15 protein-coding genes are annotated in these 18871 nt (G+C 67.0%); 13 read left to right on the forward strand and 2 right to left on the reverse strand.

Annotated features, from left to right (window positions below):
- Positions 1-45: 45 nt before the first annotated feature.
- The 9 genes from MBTS_RS06850 (at position 46) to rpmG (ending at position 11992) form a co-directional block, all read left to right on the forward strand.
- Positions 46-657 carry a TPM domain-containing protein gene (locus tag MBTS_RS06850; protein ID WP_147829548.1) on the forward strand — a complete coding sequence of 204 codons (612 nt, stop codon included), beginning with the start codon at positions 46-48 and terminating at the stop codon, positions 655-657.
- 106 nt (positions 658-763) lie between these two features.
- Positions 764-2824, forward strand: coding sequence for a carbon starvation CstA family protein (locus MBTS_RS06855; protein WP_056146156.1), 2061 nt, complete (start codon positions 764-766; stop codon positions 2822-2824).
- A gap of 5 nt (positions 2825-2829) precedes the next feature.
- Positions 2830-3054 carry a YbdD/YjiX family protein gene (locus tag MBTS_RS06860; RefSeq protein ID WP_147829550.1) on the forward strand — a complete coding sequence of 75 codons (225 nt, stop codon included), beginning with the start codon at positions 2830-2832 and terminating at the stop codon, positions 3052-3054.
- Between the two features lie 249 nt (positions 3055-3303).
- Positions 3304-4596 (forward strand): YjgN family protein, encoded by a 1293-nt coding sequence (locus MBTS_RS06865; RefSeq protein ID WP_238253797.1) that lies wholly within the window; start codon positions 3304-3306, stop codon positions 4594-4596.
- Positions 4596-5693, forward strand: a complete 1098-nt coding sequence (locus MBTS_RS06870; RefSeq protein ID WP_056146160.1) for a M48 family metallopeptidase — start codon at positions 4596-4598, stop codon at positions 5691-5693. The genes MBTS_RS06865 and MBTS_RS06870 overlap by 1 nt, the downstream gene beginning before the upstream one ends.
- 159 nt (positions 5694-5852) lie before the next feature.
- Positions 5853-9080: an efflux RND transporter permease subunit gene (locus MBTS_RS06875; RefSeq protein ID WP_192215294.1), complete on the forward strand. Its 3228-nt coding sequence runs from the start codon at positions 5853-5855 to the stop codon at positions 9078-9080.
- Entirely contained in the window at positions 9077-10420 is a 1344-nt protein-coding gene (locus MBTS_RS06880; RefSeq protein ID WP_187273309.1) for an efflux RND transporter periplasmic adaptor subunit, read from the forward strand. Before MBTS_RS06875 ends, MBTS_RS06880 begins: the two co-directional genes overlap by 4 nt.
- Positions 10421-10543: 123 nt before the next feature.
- A complete protein-coding gene (locus MBTS_RS06885; RefSeq protein ID WP_147829554.1) occupies positions 10544-11725 on the forward strand; it encodes an MFS transporter in 1182 nt (393 codons plus the stop codon).
- A 99-nt stretch (positions 11726-11824) separates the two neighbouring features.
- Positions 11825-11992, forward strand: a complete 168-nt coding sequence (rpmG, locus tag MBTS_RS06890) for a 50S ribosomal protein L33 (RefSeq protein WP_018044575.1) — start codon at positions 11825-11827, stop codon at positions 11990-11992.
- Positions 11993-12069: 77 nt separating this feature from the next.
- Here the strand turns inward: rpmG and MBTS_RS06895 are convergent, their stop codons facing one another.
- Positions 12070-12705, reverse strand: coding sequence for a general stress protein (locus MBTS_RS06895; RefSeq protein ID WP_192215295.1), 636 nt, complete (start codon positions 12703-12705; stop codon positions 12070-12072).
- Between the two features lie 50 nt (positions 12706-12755).
- Entirely contained in the window at positions 12756-13145 is a 390-nt protein-coding gene (locus MBTS_RS06900; RefSeq protein ID WP_018044573.1) for a hypothetical protein, read from the reverse strand.
- 362 nt (positions 13146-13507) lie between these two features.
- Between MBTS_RS06900 and MBTS_RS06905 the strand changes: the two genes are divergently transcribed.
- The 4 genes from MBTS_RS06905 (at position 13508) to MBTS_RS06920 (ending at position 18844) form a co-directional block, all read left to right on the forward strand.
- Positions 13508-14506, forward strand: coding sequence for a M10 family metallopeptidase C-terminal domain-containing protein (locus tag MBTS_RS06905; protein WP_056146171.1), 999 nt, complete (start codon positions 13508-13510; stop codon positions 14504-14506).
- A 188-nt stretch (positions 14507-14694) separates the two neighbouring features.
- Entirely contained in the window at positions 14695-16080 is a 1386-nt protein-coding gene (gene gor / locus MBTS_RS06910) for a glutathione-disulfide reductase (RefSeq protein WP_147829558.1), read from the forward strand.
- Between the two features lie 84 nt (positions 16081-16164).
- Positions 16165-18462, forward strand: coding sequence for an FdhF/YdeP family oxidoreductase (locus MBTS_RS06915; protein WP_192215307.1), 2298 nt, complete (start codon positions 16165-16167; stop codon positions 18460-18462).
- 82 nt (positions 18463-18544) lie between these two features.
- Complete coding sequence (locus MBTS_RS06920) at positions 18545-18844, forward strand: RNA polymerase sigma factor region1.1 domain-containing protein (RefSeq protein WP_018044569.1); 300 nt, start codon at positions 18545-18547, stop codon at positions 18842-18844.
- The last annotated feature ends 27 nt before the right edge of the window (positions 18845-18871 follow it).

Below are 18871 nucleotides of genomic sequence, written 5' to 3' on the forward strand. Positions count from 1 at the left end.
GTGGCGGCTCATCGGGAGGGGGCGGAGCCTCCGGGGATTGGTAGGATGCTGAGCGACACCGACAGGACGCGCATCGCCGACGCGATCGCCACGGCGGAATCGACCACGTCGGCGGAAATCGTCGTTCTCGTGGCCGCCCGCGCCGGCCTCTACCGGTCCGCCGCTTTGGTGCCGGCTTTGGCCCTCGGGCTCGCGGCGCCCTGGCCGCTGATCCTGCTCACCCCGTGGAGCGCCGCCTCGATCGCCCTGGCGCAGGCCGCCATCGTCCTCGCGGCGCTCGCCGCGGCCGCCCATCCGCGAGCCCGCCTTCTCCTCGTTCCACGCTCGATCCGACGGGCACGGGCGCACGAAGCGGCATCGCGGGAGTTCACCGCCCGCGGATTGGCCCGGACGCGCGGACGCACGGGCATCCTGATCTACCTCGCCGTCGCCGAGGGCCATGCGGAGATCGTCGCCGATTCGGGCATCGCCTCCCGGATTTCCCCGGCGGCGTGGTCGTCGGCCATCGACGCGCTGCTGTCGTCCCTTCGACGGGGCGCGGCGGCCGACGGTCTCGTCTCCGCCGTGGAGGGGATCGGCGCGGTCCTCACCAAGCATTTGCCGCGTCGGGCGGGGGATATCGACGAGTTGCCCAACCGTGTGATCGTCACGGACTGACATCGTCCGCGCCTTTGTATTTTTCTCTCTGGCCCCGAAAGAATTTTTGAGCGAGAAGAAACCTGACGATCCGCCATCAAGGACGGGTCGCGGGAGCGAGACGTCGATGGGTGCTATACAGAAGCACGGGCCGTGGGCCCTTGTGGGTGCGTTGGGCGCGGCGGCCCTGGCGATCGTCGCCACCAGCCGCGGCGAATCGATCAACGCCCTGTGGATCGTCGTGGCCGCGGTCTGCGTCTATCTCATCGCCTACCGCTATTACTCGCTCTACATCTCCGACAAGGTGATGCAGCTCGATCCGAGCCGCAAGACCCCGGCCCACCGTCACAACGACGGGCTCGACTACGTCCCCACCAACAAGACCGTCCTGTTCGGCCACCATTTCGCGGCGATCGCGGGCGCGGGTCCCCTCGTCGGCCCGGTCCTGGCCGCGCAGATGGGCTACCTGCCCGGCATGCTCTGGATCCTGGCGGGCGTCGTGCTCGCGGGCGCGGTGCAGGACTTCATGATCCTGTTCATCTCCATGCGCCGCGACGGGCGCTCCCTCGGTGAGCTGATCCGGGCCGAGCTCGGCGTGATCCCCGGCGTGATCGCGCTGTTCGGCACCTTCATGATCATGGTGATCCTGCTCGCAGTGCTGGCGATGATCGTGGTCAAGGCGCTGGCCGAGAGCCCCTGGGGCACCTTCACGGTGGCGGCCACGATCCCGATCGCGATCCTGATGGGCCTCTACGCGCGCTTCATCCGGCCGGGCAAGATCGGCGAAGTGTCGATCCTCGGCTTCATCCTGCTCATGGCCGCCATCATCGGCGGCGGCCAGATCAACGAACACCCGGTCTGGGGCCCGGCCTTCACCTTCACCGGCACACAGCTCACCTGGATGCTGATCGGCTACGGCTTCGTCGCCTCGATCCTGCCGGTCTGGCTCCTGCTCGCCCCGCGCGACTACCTCTCGACCTTCCTCAAGATCGGCACCATCATCGGCCTCGCTCTCGGCATCGTCGTGGTCGCACCGCATCTGCAGATGCCGGCCATGACGAAGTTCGTCGACGGCACCGGCCCGGTCTGGGCGGGCTCCCTCTTCCCGTTCCTGTTCATCACCATCGCCTGCGGTGCCGTCTCCGGCTTCCACGCGCTGATTTCGTCGGGAACGACCCCGAAACTCATCGACAACGAAGCCGACACCCGCTTCATCGGCTACGGCGGCATGCTCATGGAGAGCTTCGTCGCGATCATGGCGCTGGTCGCCGCGAGCGTGATCGATCCGGGCATCTACTTCACCATGAACTCCCCGGGCGCCCTGCTCGGCACCTCCGCCGAGACGGCGGCCGCCGCCGTGACCAATCTCGGCTTCCCGATCTCCGCCGATGTGATCACCCAGACCGCCAAGGATGTCGGCGAGCACTCGATCATCTCGCGCACCGGCGGCGCCCCGACGCTCGCCGTCGGCATGGCCCACATCATCTCGTCCGCCATCGGCGGCAAGACGATGATGGCCTTCTGGTACCACTTCGCGATCCTGTTCGAGGCCCTGTTCATCCTCACCGCCGTGGATGCCGGCACGCGGGCGGGACGCTTCATGCTGCAGGACCTGCTCGGCCTGATCTCGCCGACCTTCAAGGACACCTCGGCCTGGGCGCCCAGCATTCTGGCCACGGCCCTCTGCGTCTCGGCCTGGGGCTACTTCCTCTACCAGGGCGTCACCGACCCGCTCGGCGGCATCTACACCCTGTGGCCGCTGTTCGGCATCTCGAACCAGATGCTGGCGGCCGTGGCGCTGACGCTGGCCACCGTGGTGATCTTCAAGATGAAGCGCGAGCGCTACGCCTTCGTCACGGTCATCCCCACCGTCTGGCTGTTGATCTGCACGCTCACGGCGGGCTGGCAGAAGATCTTCTCGGCCGATCCCAAGATCGGCTTCCTGTCCCATGCGGACCGGTTCTCGGCGGCGATCGCCGAGGGCAAGGTGCTGGGTCCGGCCAAGAACATGGCCGACATGCACAAGATCGTCTTCAACGACCGGATCGACGCGGCGCTGGCCGTCATGTTCGTCGGCCTCGTGGTGGCCATCGCCGTCTTCGGCGTCCAGGCCTGCCTGAAGGCCTACAGGGCCGACCGCTGGACGGCGCTCGAGAGCGGCGGCCCGTCCCCCGTCCCGGCGGAGTAAGAACCATGGCGCTGTCGTCGACGGAATTGCGGGACCGGCTCAAGACCTTCTCGAAATGCGTCTGTGACGGCGCCCGCCTCATGGTGGGGCAGGGCGATTACGAAGCCTATGCCGCCCATATCCGCCGGACCCATTCCGACCAGGAGCCGATGACCGAGCGGGAATTCTACCGCAACCGGGAGAATGCCCGGTTCGGTGTCGGTAACCGGAATGGTTTCCGCTGCTGCTGATCGGAGCGATCTCCTTCGATCATTCGACAGTCGGTGAGACAGATCTCCCCCTCCATCGCGATCACGCGATGAAAACGCTTTTAATACAGGTCTCCGGGCAGACATTCGAAGACCGGACGGGGGCTTTGTGACAATGGCGGCGGCCCCGTACTTCATCCGGGCAAGAGCAGGCCGATCTAAAGTCACGTCGGCGGGTAGCCTCGTCTGAGACGATAGGCTTATATGTCGCCTCCCGAGAGAGGAGGTATCATGTCGCAGCCGCCAATGACCGACACGCGATCCGGGATGGACCGCTCCGGCCCGATCACCTTCGACAGGACACTCAAGGGCCTCACCGGCATCGCCGTCCGTGGCTTCCTCCTGTCCCTCGTCACCTTCGGCATCTACCGGTTCTGGTACATCACCGAGTTGCGGCGCTACTTCTGGAACCGGACAATCGTCGACGGCAGCCCGGGCGAATATACCGGAACCGGCAAGGAGCTGTTCCTCGGCTTCCTCGTCGCCGTCGCCATCCTGATCCCCGTCTACGTGCTGATCTTCATCGCGACGATCTCCGCGCCCTGGCTCGCGGCCTTCGGCAGCGTGCTGTCCTTCCTCGTCCTTTACGTCCTCGGCCAGTTCGCGATCTATCGCGGCCGGCGCTACCGTGCCTCGCGCACCCTGTGGCGCGGCATCCGCCTCGGGCAGGACGGATCGGCGATCACCTACGCGCTGATGGCTATCGGCTGGTCGCTGCTGACGCTTCTGACCCTCGGCCTCGCCTTCCCCTTCATGCGCGCGAGCCTGGAGCGGTACCGGATCAATCACACCCTGATCGGGTCGAGCCGGATGGAATCCACCGCGCGCGGGCGCTCGCTGCTGCTGCCCTGGCTGGCCTTCTACGTGGTGGTGCTCCTGCCCATCGCCGCCGCGCTGATCGCCTTCCTCGTGGCCGCCGATTTCACCATCCCCGACGACCTGTTCATCCCCAAGGAGGGGGGCAAACCCGGCGAGACGGAGTTCAACAGCGATTACGAGGGCACCCCCATCGCAACGTTCGGGGAGCTCTTCCTCACGACGCTGGGGATTACCATTCCTCTCGGGCTGCTGCTTATCCCCTTCTACCGGGCGCGGGAGACACGGCTCTTCATGAACGCGGCCAGCCTCGGCCCCGTGCGCCTTTCGTCCACCCTGAAGGCCCGCCAGTTCTACTGGCCCTATCTCGTCTACCTTCTCTCCGTGATCGGCTTCGTGCTGATCCTCGGCCTCGTCATCGGCGGCGGCGGCCTGCTCCTCCAGGCGCAGGGCATGGAAAGCGGATTTCATTGGGCGCTCTTGTTCGGCATGGCATTCGGCTATCTCGGCGGCGCGCTGTTCTTCGCGGTCCTCTATGTCCGGGTCATCACGGCGCGGCTCTGGGCCGCGGTCGCCACCACGACGGTGGTCGAGAATGCCGGCGGCCTCGATGCCGTGCTCGCGTCGAGCCGGCGCGTGGGCAGCGGCCTCAACGAGGGCCTCGCCGACGCGCTGGATGTCGGCGGCGCCCTCGAAGTGGGGTTCTAGTGCCGGCACAAGCGGTCCACGGCACGTACTACGATGGCTTGAGCGCCAGGGCCCATCCCGTGACCCTGGTCCTCGAGGACAGCCTGGAGATCACCGGGCGGGACCTCCGCCTCGCCTGGACACTCGCCGACCTCGCGGCGGGCGACACGGCCGCCCCGCTCATGCGGGTCGGCCCGGCGGGACGTGCCGAGCGGGTCGATTTCACCGACGAGACTCTGGCCGCCGCGCTGAAGGATCGCTGTCCGGACCTGTACCGAACCGACTCCTCCGCCTCGGGCGGTCGCCTGCGCCTCGTCCTGTGGTCGATCGCGGCCGGGATCTCGGTGATCGGTCTGGCGATCTACGGTGTCCCGGCCATTGCCGTGCGTCTGGCACCCGTCATCCCGGCGGCGATCGAAGCGCGGCTCGGCGGCGCGGTGGACGGGCAGATCGGCAAGATCCTGGGCGACCCGCCGGTCTGCGGCGATGCCCCGGCGCGGGCCGTCCTCGACCGGCTGATCGAGCGGATGACGGCGAATGGCGGCCTGCCGGTCGATCCGGCGATCAGCGTCCGCCGGCACGCCATCGCCAATGCCCTGACCTTGCCCGGTGGGCGGGTCGTCGTCCTGTCGGACCTCATCGATCAGTCCCGGACGCCCGACGAATTCGCCGGCGTGCTGGCCCACGAATTCGGCCATGTCGCCGCGCACGATCCCATGCGCGCTCTGCTGGCGGCGAGCGGAAGCTCGTTCCTCCTCAGTCTCGTGCTGGGCGACCTGACCGGCTCCACGATCGTCGTCGCGGTGGGACAGGCCGCCATCTCGGCCGGCTATTCGCGTGAGGCCGAGAACGCGGCGGATTCCTATTCGGTGGAGGTCATGCGCCGGTCGGGCGGGGATGCGACGGCGCTGGCGACGATCCTCGAACGCATCGCCAAGGACGACGAGAAGCCCGAGTTCGCGGGCCTGCTCCGCAGCCATCCCTTCACGGTGGAACGCGCCAACCGCATCCGCGCGATGGCGGGCTCGGAGACGGTGGGCCGCCGCATTCTCGATGAGACGGACTGGACGACGCTCAAGGGCATCTGCCGCAACGTGCCGGCCAAACCCGCGAAATAGGCGCGGTCCTGGGCGGAGCGTCTCCGCGTACCGGTTACATCCGGAAACAAATATCCCGGCCCGGTCCGCCGCTTGCGTCGCGGCGTCACGGCTACAGATCACCTCGTCGCATGCGACGAACGTGGTACACCAGCCCGAACAGGTTTGCGCGGATACCGTATGGGCCTCGTCCAGTATGCTCTGAAGTTTCGCATCACGATCTACGTGCTGGCCGTGCTGATGATGCTCGGGGGAGCGGCCTCGGTGATCGTGGCGCCCAAGGACGTGCTGCCCACCGTGGACATCCCGGTGGTCGTGGTGGTGTGGACCTATACCGGCCTTTCGACCTCCGAAATGGAGCGTCGCATCACGACCTATGCGGAGTTCTCGCTCTCGAACAACGTCAACAACATCGCCCGGATGGAATCGACGACGCTGCAGGGCACGGCGATTCAGAAGGTCTATTTCGACCAGTCGGTGAGCATCGATCTCGCCATCGCCCAGACCGTCTCGGCGATGAACTCGATCCGCTCGACCATGCCGCCGGGCGTGCAGCCGCCCATCGTCCTGCGGTTCTCGGCTTCCTCCGTCCCGGTGATCCAGCTCTCGCTCTCCTCCACCAGCGAGAGCCTGACCAAGGTCTACGATTACGCGCAGTACCGCATCCGCCAGCGCCTGACCCAGGTGCCGGGCTCCACGCTGCCCTCGCCCTTCGGCGGCACGCCGCGCCAGATCATGGTCGATCTCGACCTCCAGGCCCTGCGCGCACTGGGCCTGACGGCGCTGGACGTCACCAACGCCATGACGGCGCAGAACCTCACCGTGCCCTCGGGCCTCGCCAAGATCGGCGAGCAGCAATACCCGATCCAGCTCAACGCCACGCCGGACGCCATCGAGGCGCTCAATCAGGTGCCGATCCGGGTGGTCGGCGGACAGCCGGTGCTGGTGCGCGACGTGGCCAATGTCCGCGACGGCGGCCCGCCGCAGGTGAACATCGTGCGGGCCGACGGCCTGAACTCTGTGCTGATGCGCATCTTCAAGAACGGCACCGCCTCGACCCTCGACGTCGTCAACAACGTGAAGAAGGCCCTGCCGGACATCCGCGCCGCCGCCCCCGAGGGCATGGCGCTACGCGAATTGTTCGATCAGTCGGTCTTCGTCTCCGCCGCCATCGAGGGCGTGATCCACGAGGCGGTCATCGCCGCCGCGCTCACCGGCCTGACCATCCTGCTGTTCCTCGGCTCCTGGCGCTCCACCATCGTGGTGCTCGTCTCGATCCCGCTGTCGATCCTGACCTCGCTCGCGATCCTCACGGCGCTGGGCGAGACCATCAACGTCATGACGCTGGGCGGACTCGCCTTGGCGGTGGGCATCCTCGTGGACGACGCCACGGTGGCCATCGAGAACACCTACCGGCTGTTCGAGGAGGGGGAGCCGTTCCGCAAATCCGTGGTGGAGGGCGCGGCCGGCATCGCCAAACCCGCGCTGATCTCGACACTCTCGATCTGTGCCGCCTTCGTCTCGGTCTTCGCCCTAACGGACACGCCGAAATACCTGTTCACGCCCCAGGCGCTCGCCGTCGTCTTCGCGATGCTGACCTCCTACGTCCTGTCCCGCACCCTGGTGCCGGTGCTGATCGACGTGCTCGTGGCACGGGAATACGAAGCGCATCACGGCAAGGGCGGGCAGGCTCCGCGAAGGGGCCGCGTCGCCCGTGCGCTGGGATGGCTGTTCGGGCCGCTCTTCCGCCTCGCGGGCTGGTTCCGGCGGGGATTCGAAGCCCGGTTCGCCCGCTTCCACCGTAGCTATCTCGGACTGCTCCATGTGGTCCTGCGCCGCCGCGTCGTCACGCTGGCCACCGTGGCGGTGATCTTCGCGGGCACGGCGGGCCTGTTCGGCTTCGTCGGCCAGGATTACTTCCCGCAGGTCGAATCGAGCCAGATGACGCTGCATCTGCGCACCCGGCCGGGCATGCGCATCGAGACGGCGGTGCAGACCTTCGCCGAAGTCCAGGCCGTCGTCCGCGAGGTCATCCCCGAGGGCGAGATCGACCAGGTTCTCGACAATCTCGGCCTGCCCGCGAACAACTACAATTTCGCCTTCTCGGACGGGTCGTTCGTCGCCAACAACGACGGACAGATGCTCATCAACCTGAAAGAGGGCCACGGCTCGGTCGCCGGCTACACCAAGCGCCTGCGCGAGGTGCTGCGCGAGCGCTTCCCCGACCTGATCTTCTATTTCCAGCCATCCGACATCATCACGCAGATCCTCAATTTCGGAACGCTGGCGCAGATCGACATCCAGGTCTCGGGCCGCAACACCGCCAAGGACCTCGCCGCCGCGCAGAACATCGTCCGTCGCCTCAAGGAGACGCGCGGGGCGGTGGACGTCCATCTCCACCAGATCGTCGGCACGCCGCAATTCTTCGTCGATGTCGACCGGCGCCTCGCCTCCGAGCTCGGCCTCACCGAGCAGCAGATCGCGCAAGGGCTCAACGTCTCCCTGTCCGGCTCCTTCCAGGTGACGCCGAACTTCTGGACCGACCCGAAGACCGGCATCCCCTACCAACTCTGGGTGCAGACCCCGGAATACCGCAACGACAGCCTCACGGCGATCCAGAACACCCCGCTCCTCGTCAGCGGCAATTCCGATGCGCCGGGCGTGCTGACGCTGCTCTCCAGCGTCTCGACCATGCGCCGCGAGGGGTCGCAGACCGTGATCAACCACGTCAACACGCAGCCGACCTTCAACATCTACGCGGCGGTGCAGGATTCCGATCTCGGTTCGGTGGCCAAAGACATCCGCCGGATCGTCGAGGAAGAGCAGAAGGCCCTGCCGGCTCCGGACAAGATCACCGTGCGCGGGCAGATCGAGAACATGCAATCGGCCTTCTTCCGCATGGGAATCGGCCTCTCCATCGCCCTGGTGGCGGTCTATCTGCTCATGGCCGTGAACTTCCAGTCTTGGGGCGACCCACTCGTGGTGCTTGCGGCGCTCCCGCTCGCCTTCTGCGGGATCGTCGCGAGCCTGTTCATCACCGGCACGACCTTCTCGATCCCGTCGCTGTTCGGGGCGATCATGTCGGTGGGGATCGCGTCGGCCAATTCCATCCTCCTCGTCACCTTCGCCAAGGAGCACCGGGAGGCGACGGGATGCAGCGCGGCGGAAGCGGCGTTGCTGGCGGGTGAAACGAGACTGCGGCCGGTGCTGATGACGGCGGGCGCGATGTTCCTTGGCCTTATCCCCATGGCGCTGGGCACCGGGGAGGGCGGCGAGCAGAACGCGGCGCTGGCCCGCGCCGTGATGGGCGGCATCGCCATCGGCACGCCCTCGACCTTGCTCTTCGTGCCCTTCCTCTACACCCTCCTCAGGCGGGGCGAGGTCAAGCCGCTTCAGGATTACGCATGAGCGGGAACAGCCCTGGTGACGCGATCGATGAGAAGTCCGGCACGGTGACGGCTCATGGTTCGAGTGATGGGTCCGGGCGAGGCCCGGCGGAGATCCCGCCGCCGCCGGGGAAGGGGCCGTTCCTCATCGCCGGGCTCATCGCCGTCGGCCTGCTCGGCTGGGGCGGTTACGGCCATTGGCAGAAGGCCGCCGCGGCGCAAGAGACGCAGCGCAAGGCCAGGGAGTTCGTGCCGAAGCTGCGGACCATCGCGGTGGAGCGGGCCGACCAGCCCATCGACATCACCCTGCCCGGACAGACCGACGCCTTCGCCAGGGCCTCCCTCTTCGCCCGTGCCACGGGCTACATCGCCGAGCGCCGGGTCGATATCGGCACGCGGGTGAAGCAGGGCGACATCCTCATCCGCATCGCCGCCCCCGATCTCGACCAGCAGCTGGCGCAGGCCCAGGCGCAGGTGGGCCAACTCGAAGCCCAGCTGCTCCAGGCGAGGGCCATGGTCGATCAGGCGAAAGCCAACGTGAATCTCGCCACCGCCACCAACAGCCGTACCTCGACCCTCGCCGTGCAGGGCTGGGCCTCGAAGCAGAACGCGGACAATTCCCAGGCCAGCGTCCTGAGCCAGGGCGCGAGCCTCGCCTCGGCGGAAGCGGGAGTGAAGGTGGCCGAGGCCAACATCAAGGCGCAGCGCGCCACCGTGGACCGCCTGAAGGCACTGACCGGCTTCAAGGACGTGATCGCCCCGTTCGACGGTGTCGTGACCGCCCGCAGCGTCGATATCGGCGATCTCGTCCAGGCCGACGGCACCGGCACCGCCCTGCTGTCCATGGACCGGGACGACGTCCTGCGCGTGGTCGTCAACGTGCCCCAGAATCTCGCCGTCGGGGTAAGCCCGGGCGTCGCCGCGACGATCAAGGTGCCGCAGATCCCGGACCGGACCTTCTCCGGCAAGGTCGAGCGCAGCTCGGTCGCCCTGCTGACCTCGTCCCGGACCCTGACCACGCAGGTGGACGTTCCTAATGGCGACGGCAGCCTGCGGCCCGGCCTCTACGTCTACGTGACGCTGAAGGTGCCGCGGACGGGAAGGAACACGGTCATCCCGGCCGAGGGCCTGGTGTTCAATCAGCGCGGCACCCAGGTCGCGATCTCCCGCGACGACGGCACGGTGGAATGGCGCGGCGTCCATATCCAGCGCGATCTCGGCACCACCATCGAGATCGACCAGGGATTGGACGGGGGCGAGCAGATCGTCCTGAGCCCGCCCGTCGACCTGCGCGATGGCCAGAGGATGGAGCGCCAGGCACCCAAGCAGGATGGGAAGCCCCTGAAATCGGCGGCACGATAGCGCCGGCTGGCCGGGTGCGCAGCCCGGCCCAGCCGTCCGGCAGGTTCCGTGGAAGGGGGATGATGGCGTAGAGCCTCACCCTCCATGCGCCCTCTCGCGCATCCCTCGGAACGGCCCTGGATCATGCTCGATCGCCCCGCCTCGGACACCCTCGATCGCGCGCATGTGGCGGCGATGAGCGCCGCGATCACCTGCGTGGCGGTGGTCGGCATCGGCCTCAGCCTGTCGATCCCGCTCCTCTCCCTCGAGATGGAGCGTATGGGCGTGACGAGCACGGTCATCGGCATCAATACGGCTCTGGCGGGTCTCGCCAGCATCGTCACCGTGCCGTTCGTACCGCGTCTGGCCGCCCGGATCGGCGTCGTGCGCTTTCTCATCGTGGCGATCTGCGTCGGCGCCGCCTCCCTCGTCGGGTTCAAGCTGCTCCACGATATCCGCTGGTGGTTCCCCCTCCGCTTCGTCTTCTCGGCGACGCTGGGCGTGCTCTTCGTCCTGTCCGAGTTCTGGATCAACGAGGTCGCGCCCCCGGCCCGGCGCGGCCTCGTCATGGGCATCTACGCGACGGTGCTGGCGCTGGGCTTCGCGGTGGGTCCGACCCTCCTCGTCGTCATCGGCACCCAGGGTTACGCACCGTATTGCGCCGGTGCGGCTCTCTTCCTCCTCGGGACCGTGCCCATCGCCCTGGCGCGCGGCCTGGCGCCGGTGATCGAGGGAAAGAGCAGCCGAGGCGTCCTCGGCTATGTCCGGCTGGCGCCCGCCGCCATCTTCGCGGCCCTGGTCTACGGCGCCGTCGAGACCGGGGGATTCGCCATCCTGCCGCTCTACGGCCTGCGGATCGGGCTCGACGCGGAGAGTGCGGCCGGGCTCGTCAGCATGCTCGCGCTGGGCCACGTCCTGTTCCAGATCCCGTTCGGCCTCCTGGCCGACCGGTTCGACCGCCGCCACCTCCTCCTCGCCTCGGCCCTTGGCGGTGCGATCGGCGCGGCCTTGATCCCGGCGGCGTCGGCATCCCCTTTCTGGCTCGCCGTCCTTCTGCTGATCTGGGGCGGCCTGACCGGCACGCTCTACACGGTCGGCCTGGCCCATCTGGGGGCCAGCGTGCGCGGGGCCGAGCTCGCCGGCGCGAATGCCGCTTTCCTGATCTTCTACAATGTCGGCCTGATGGTCGGGCCGCCGATCATCGGCGGCGGCATGGACCTGATGCCCCCCCAGGGCTTCGCCCATGCCATGTGCGGCGTGCTCGTCGCCTATGCCGGCCTCGTCCTGTGGCGGCTTCGGAGAACCGCCCCGGCCTTGACGAAGTGAGCCCGATGAGGCAATGACCGCGCGGAATTCAGCCGGTCCGTGCCGGCCATTTTGCGTTTCGCTCAAGCGGAATGCCGCCACCTTCAGGAGCACCGCGCCATGGCCAAGGCCGTCACCGTTAAAGTCAAGCTGATCTCGACCGCCGACACCGGCTACTTCTACGTCACGAAGAAGAACTCCCGGACGCAGACCGAGAAGCTGTCCATGAAGAAGTACGACCCCGTCGTGCGCAAGCATGTCGACTTCAAGGAAACCAAGATCAAGTAAGCCTAGTCTCCTCATCGAGACTGCACAAAAAAGCCGCCCTTTCGGGCGGCTTTTTCCGTTTGGGATCGGTGCTGGAATTACAGCGGCGCGGTGGGGTAGGAGCGCACGCCAGGGCGGGCGCCGGGGACCGTGGTGGCATCGGAGGGCGTCGTGGTCGGCGCGGTCCAGCCATCGGCCTTCCAACCTTCGGCACGCTCGGTGACGTTCACCGAACCGTGCTCTTCCAGCACGTCCATCACCTGCGACGCGCGGGCATCGTCGGCCTTGACGGTCACGAGGGTACCGCCCCGGCGCACGCCCTCGCTGTAGGTATGGGCATCGGCTTCGCTCAAGCCCGCGCCGGTCAGGCCGCCGACGAGGCCACCGGCCGCGGCACCGATGCCGGCACCGGCCAGGGTGGTGACGAGCCAGCCGGCGGCGACGACGGGACCGACGCCCGGGATGGCGAGGAGGCCGAGCCCGGTCAGGAGGCCGGCCGCGCCGCCCAGCAACGTACCGACGCCCGCTCCGGTGCCGGCACCCGTCGATGCCGTCTCGGCGGTGTCGGTGCGAGTATGATCGGCGGTGGTCACGCGTCCGGCATGCCGGTCGTTCTCGTTGCTGCTGACGATGCTGATGTCGCTGTGGCTGATGCCCGACGCTTCGAGCTTGGCGACAGCCTTACCGGCATCGTCGTAGGAATCGTAGAGTGCCGTAATGGTCTGGTATGCCATGGGATCGTTCCTCTCACTGTATCGACAGGCCGGCGGATTCAGGGACGCGGCTAGTTGGCCGCGACGTTGCCCTTGAAGTCGACGCCGACGGTGACCGGCTTGCCGTTGAGCGTCGCCGCCCCGCGCCAGATGCCCTTGTCGTCCTTCTTGAGTTCCTTGACGTCCTTGTAGCCCGCCTGCTCGAGCCGGCTGCGGGTCTGGCCCTCGGTGAAGCTGTTGGCGCCTTCTTCGAGCTTGGCGTTGGCCGCTGTCGCCTGTGTGGTGGCGGGGCGGTTCGCGTCGGGCTTGTCGGTGTTGGGCCGCGTCACGGATTCCTGGCCGCCGGACTTGGCGCTCGTCTCGGCGTCGGTGGCGGGCTTGCCGGTCACGGTGGTCTGCGCGTAGGCCGCGCTCGAACCAAGAATCGCCACAAAGGCGAGTGTAGCCAGCTGATGTCGCATGATAATCTCCCTCATCGGACCCATTCAATTCCGAGGGAAGCCAAAGCGTTCCGTAGATATCACCCGATACACGGCCGCTAAGCGTAGCTGGGATCGCGGCCGTCTCGAAAAATATTTAGCGTTACCATTGCAACCATGCTTCAGGCCGCCACCCATGGCTCAGATGCATGTCGATATCGCCAGGCTCCTACCTGCGATCTTACCGGAGCGACCACGTCGAAGGAGGCTTCGTCCCGGTCCGGCACGTCGCAATTGTGTGAATGTACAACGCTCTTAGGCCCGGATACCGAGCGCCCCACGCGATGATCCGGCCATAGGCACTGTCAGGCCCAGACATCGCTGCTCGAACACGGGTGGAAACGATGGCGACGTACAGCGTCTACGACAAGGTCGATTTTCGAACGCTGGATATCTGGCACCTCGATAAGACGGGTGGACTTTATTACGATACTGGCCCGAACGGATACGAGCTCGATTTCAACGATCGCACGGCCATCCTGGTCCAAGGCCACGATCTGACTTACGCGAGGAACGGAGACCCGACATCGGGGACGACGACGGCACTCGATTACGACGACGGCGCGGGCCTCTACAGCACGCTGCGCGGCATCGACGTGACGGTCGCCCACGAGAAGACATTCTTCGATCACAACGACACGCAATACGTGCTGAAGGACATCTTCGCCGGGAACGACACGATCAACGGATCGCGGTATTCCGACTACATCGATGGCTATACCGGCGCCGATACGATGAAGGGCGGCGATGGTGACGACGTCTACATCGTCGATAATTCCGGCGATCGCGTCATCGAGCGGAGCTTGAACGGCGTCGACCTCGTCAAATCCTCCGTGTCCTTCTCCATCGGCGGCCAGTTCATCGAGAACCTCACGCTCACCGGCACGTCGGCGATCGACGGCACCGGCAACACCGGGGACAACGTTCTCACCGGCAACGCCGCCGCGAACACGCTGAAGGGCGGCGCGGGGGACGATGCGCTGATCGGCGGACGCGGCCGCGACGTCCTCCTCGGCGGGGCGGGCGACGACACCTTCCAGTTCAAGTCCGTCAGGGACAGCGCGGTGGGCGCCGAGCACCGGGACCAGATCTCGGATTTCACCATCGGTGCCGACCATATCGATCTGCACCTGATCCAAGCCGTGACGGGTGCGACGGGCGATCAGCCTTTCAGCTTCATCGGCGACGCCGCCTTCAGCAAGCAGGCGGGCCAGCTCCACGCCCTCGTCTCAGGCAGTGCGACGATCGTGGAGGGCGACGTGACCGGCGACGGCAAGGCCGACTTCCAGATCTCCCTCAAGAACGTGGTGGAGAGCCTGCACGCGAGTGACTTCCTCCTGTAGCCGGCACGTCGTTCGGACGTCGAGCCCGCGGCCGGGCAGCCATCCCGGCACGGCATAACCATCTGCGACGATGGATTCTCGGCGTTCGGCGATGACGGGCATCGTGTTCCTGCGATAGAGCGGACGGAACCAGCCCCGCGTTCCGCCAGGATCGCCGAACCCGCATCCGTCACTGTGAGGAATCTGCCATGACCGACGAGTTCGACGTCGATCTGTTCGTCATCGGTGGCGGCTCCGGGGGCGTGCGGGCGGCACGCATCGCGGCCGGCTACGGCGCCAGGGTCAGTCTTGCCGAAGAGTACCGGATCGGCGGCACCTGCGTGATCCGCGGCTGCGTTCCGAAGAAGCTCATGGTCTATGCCGGGCGCTTCGCCGACGAGTTCGAGGACGCGGCCGGATTCGGCTGGTCGGTGGGCGAGCCGCGCTTCGACTGGAGCGTCCTGAAAACCCGCCGGGACGCCGAGGTCTCGCGCCTCGAATCGATCTACGACACCAATCTCGAACGGGCGGGCGTCACCGTCATCGCGGAGCGGGCCGTCATCGAGGACGCGCATACGATCCGCCTCGTCGCCTCGGGGCGCCGCGTGCGGGCGAAATACATCCTCGTGGCGGTGGGCGCGTATCCGGTGAAGGTGCCGGTCATTCCCGGCGGCGATCTCGGCATCACCTCCAACGAAGTCTTCGAGCTGGAGACCTTGCCCGAGCGTATCCTCATCATCGGCGGCGGCTACATCGCGGTGGAATTCGCCAGCGTCTTCGCGCATCTCGGGTCGCGCACGACCCTGCTGCACCGGGGCGACCGCCTGCTGCGCGGGTTCGACGACGAGGTCCGCGACGCCCTCGGCCTCGCCTTCGACAAGCGCCTGGATCTCCGGCTCGACCAGACGGTGGAGCGCCTCGAACGGCGCGACAGCGGCATCTCCGCGACCCTGGGCGATGGCAGCGTCATCGAGGTCGACCAGGTCCTCGTCGCCACGGGGCGCAAGCCGGCGGTGAGCGGCCTCGGCCTGGAGAATGTGGGCATCGAGACCGACGAGAGCGGCGCGATCCCGGTGGACGCCTTCTCGCAGACCAGCGTGCCCTCGATCTACGCGGTGGGCGACGTCACCAACCGTGCCGCCCTGACGCCCATCGCCATCCGGGAGGGCCATGCCTTCGCCGACACCGTCTTCGGCGGCAAGCCTTGGGCGGTGAACCACGACCTCATCGCCACCGCCGTGTTCTCGACGCCCGAAATCGGCACCGTCGGCCTCACCGAGGATCAGGCGCGCGAGCGGTTCGAGGCGGTCGATATCTACAAGTCGAGCTTCCGCTCGATGAAAGCGACGCTCTCCAACAGCGCCGAGCGTGTCCTGATGAAGATCATCGTGGATTGCGCCAGCGACCGGGTGCTCGGCGTCCATATCGTCGGCCACGATGCCGGCGAGATCATCCAGGCGGTGGCCATCGCCGTGACGATGGGCGCGACGAAGGCCGATTTCGACCGGACCATCGCGGTCCATCCCACCGCGGGCGAGGAACTCGTCACCATGCGGGTGCCCGCCGTGACCAAACGGCCGGAGGGAGTGGGTTAGAGCCGCACCCCGGAACAGGGACTCGGCGCTGCCGTTGGCTTGCCAACCGACCCAGTGTCAGAGGCCCAGCGAATGACCGACAAGATGGCGGAGCCGAAGATCGAGGCCTATGACGGGCCGGCCGGCGGCTGGGGCTCGGCGCAGTCCCTCACCGAGATCCTTCTGCGGGAGGGGATCCCGGTGTCGGGCGCGGCGCTGCTGATGAAGCAGAACAAGCCGGACGGGTTCATGTGCGTGTCGTGCGCCTGGGCCAAGCCCGCCAAGCCGCTGACGTTCGAATATTGCGAGAACGGCGCGAAGGCGACGGCCTGGGAGCAGACCGCCAAGCGCTGCGGCCCCGACTTCTTCGCCAGGCACACGGTGACGGAACTCCGCGACTGGACGGATTACGCCCTGGAAGAGCAGGGCCGGCTCACGCATCCGATGCGCTACGATGCGGGCAGCGATCGTTACGTGCCGGTGTCGTGGGACGAGGCCACGGCGGCGATCGGTCGGGAATTGCGTGCCCTCGATCCGAAATCGGCGGTGTTCTACGCATCGGGAAGGGCGTCGCTGGAGACGTCCTATATGTACGGGCTCCTTGCCCGGATGTACGGCAACAACAATCTGCCCGACTCGTCCAACATGTGCCACGAGCCGACCTCCGTCGGCCTCAAGGCGTCGATCGGCGTCCCCGTGGGAACGGTGGTGCTGGAGGATTTCGACACCACCGACCTGATCCTGTTCTTCGGCCAGAATGTCGGCTCGAACGCGCCCCGGATGCTGCACCAGCTGCAGGAGGCCCGCAAACGCCGGGTTCCGATCGTCACCTTCAACCCGCTGCGCGAGCGCGGGCTCGAGCGCTTCACCAACCCACAATCGGTGGTGGAGATGGCGACGCGCCACGCCACCGAGATTTCGACGCAGTACCATCAGGTCAAGGCGGGCGGCGATCTCGCGGCGATCACCGGGATGTGCAAGGCGCTCATCGCCGCCGACCGGGAGGCGCTGGGCGTCGGACGTCCGGGCATCCTCGACCGGAGCTTCATCGACGAGCACACCCACGGGTTCGACGCCTTCGCGGCCTATTGCGAGTCACAGGATTGGGCGGCCCTCGAAGGCCGGTCGGGTCTCACCCGCACCGCCATCGAGGCGGCGGCCACCGTCTATGCCCGCGCGCGTGCCGTCATCGGAGTCTACGGCATGGGGTTGACCCAGCATCGCAAGGGCACGGAATCCGTGCAGATGCTGGTGAACCTCCTGCTCCTGCGCGGAAATATCGGGCGGAAAGGCGCCGGCCCCTGTCCGGTGCGCGGCCATTCCAACGTTCAGGGCCAGCGCACGGTGGGGATCACCGAGAAGCCGGAACTCGCGCCCCTCGATGTCCTGAAGGAGCAATACGGTTTCGAGCCGCCCCGCGAGAAGGGCCTCAACACGGTGGAGGCCTGCGAAGGTATCGTGTCCGGGGACGTGAAGGCCTTCATCAGCCTCGGCGGCAACTTCGTCCGCGCCATCCCCGAGACGGTGCGGATGGAGGAGGCATGGCGGACCATGCGCCTCACCGTGCAGATCTCGACCAAGCTCAACCGCTCGCACCTCATCAACGGTGAGGTCGCCTATATCCTGCCCTGCCTCGGCCGGATCGAGATCGACACCCAGGCAAGCGGACCGCAGGCGGTCTCGATGGAAAGCTCGACCTCGTGCTTCCATGGCTCGCGGGGCAAGACCAATCCGGTGAGCGACCAGGTCCGCTCCGAGCCCTGGATCGTCGCCGAGATCGCCAAGGCGACGCTGGAGCCGAATCCGAACGTTCCCTGGGACTCATGGGTCGGTGACTATTCCCGCATTCGCGGGGCCATGGAGGCGACCTACCCCTCGGTGTTCCACAACCTCGAAGGCCGGATGTTCGAGCCGGGCGGCATCCACAAGCCGCTGGCCGCCCGCGACCGCCGCTGGGAGACGGAGACGGGAAAGGCCAATTTCACGGTTCCGGAGGGAATCGAAGCCGATCCCGACATGCCGCTCAGGGGCGCCGACGCCCTCGACCTCATCACGTTGCGCTCGAACGACCAGTTCAACACCACGGTCTACGGCTACGACGACCGCTTCCGTGGCGTGAAGGGCACGCGGACGATCCTGTTCATGAATGCCGACGACATCGCTCGCCTGGGCTTTGCCGATGCCGAGATCGTCGACGTGACGACGGTCTCCGACGATAGGGTCCGTTCGGTGAAGGGGCTTCGCATCGTCGCCTACAACATCCCGCCAGGGAATTGCGCGGGCTACTACCCGGAGCTCAATCCGCTGATCCCGCTCTGGCACCACGACGAGCAATCGAAGACGCCGGCCGCCAAGGCGATCCCGGTGACCATCGCCCGCTCGGCCTCGACCCTTCAGGGCTGAGGCCGCCGCGTCCTCCGGCGCGATGAAGTCGGCGATGCGGGGCTCTCTTGTTTCGAGCGGCTTTCGCGCTCCATAACGGGGCATGGCAAAGAACGACGACGCGCACGACCGGCGCCAGGCGATCATCGACCGAATGCTGGAACAGGCGCTGTTTCCGGATGTCGATCGTCGCCTGCCGAGTCACGACGCCCTGCCGGAGGACATGCGCGAGACGGTGGATCGCCTGCTCGCCAAGGCCGAAGCGCAGCGGGCGCGCCGCCTGACCTACGAGGATCTGGAGGAGGCCCTGCCGCCGCGCGACGTGACGGCCGAGGATCTCGAGGCGATCTTCTGGATCCTGTCGGAACACGGCATCGCCGTGGAGGACGGGGAAGGGGAGTAGGGCGAGGCAGCCGCTCCCGCGTAAGGA

The organism is Methylobacterium bullatum (assembly GCF_014845095.1).
Classification (GTDB): domain Bacteria; phylum Pseudomonadota; class Alphaproteobacteria; order Rhizobiales; family Beijerinckiaceae; genus Methylobacterium; species Methylobacterium bullatum.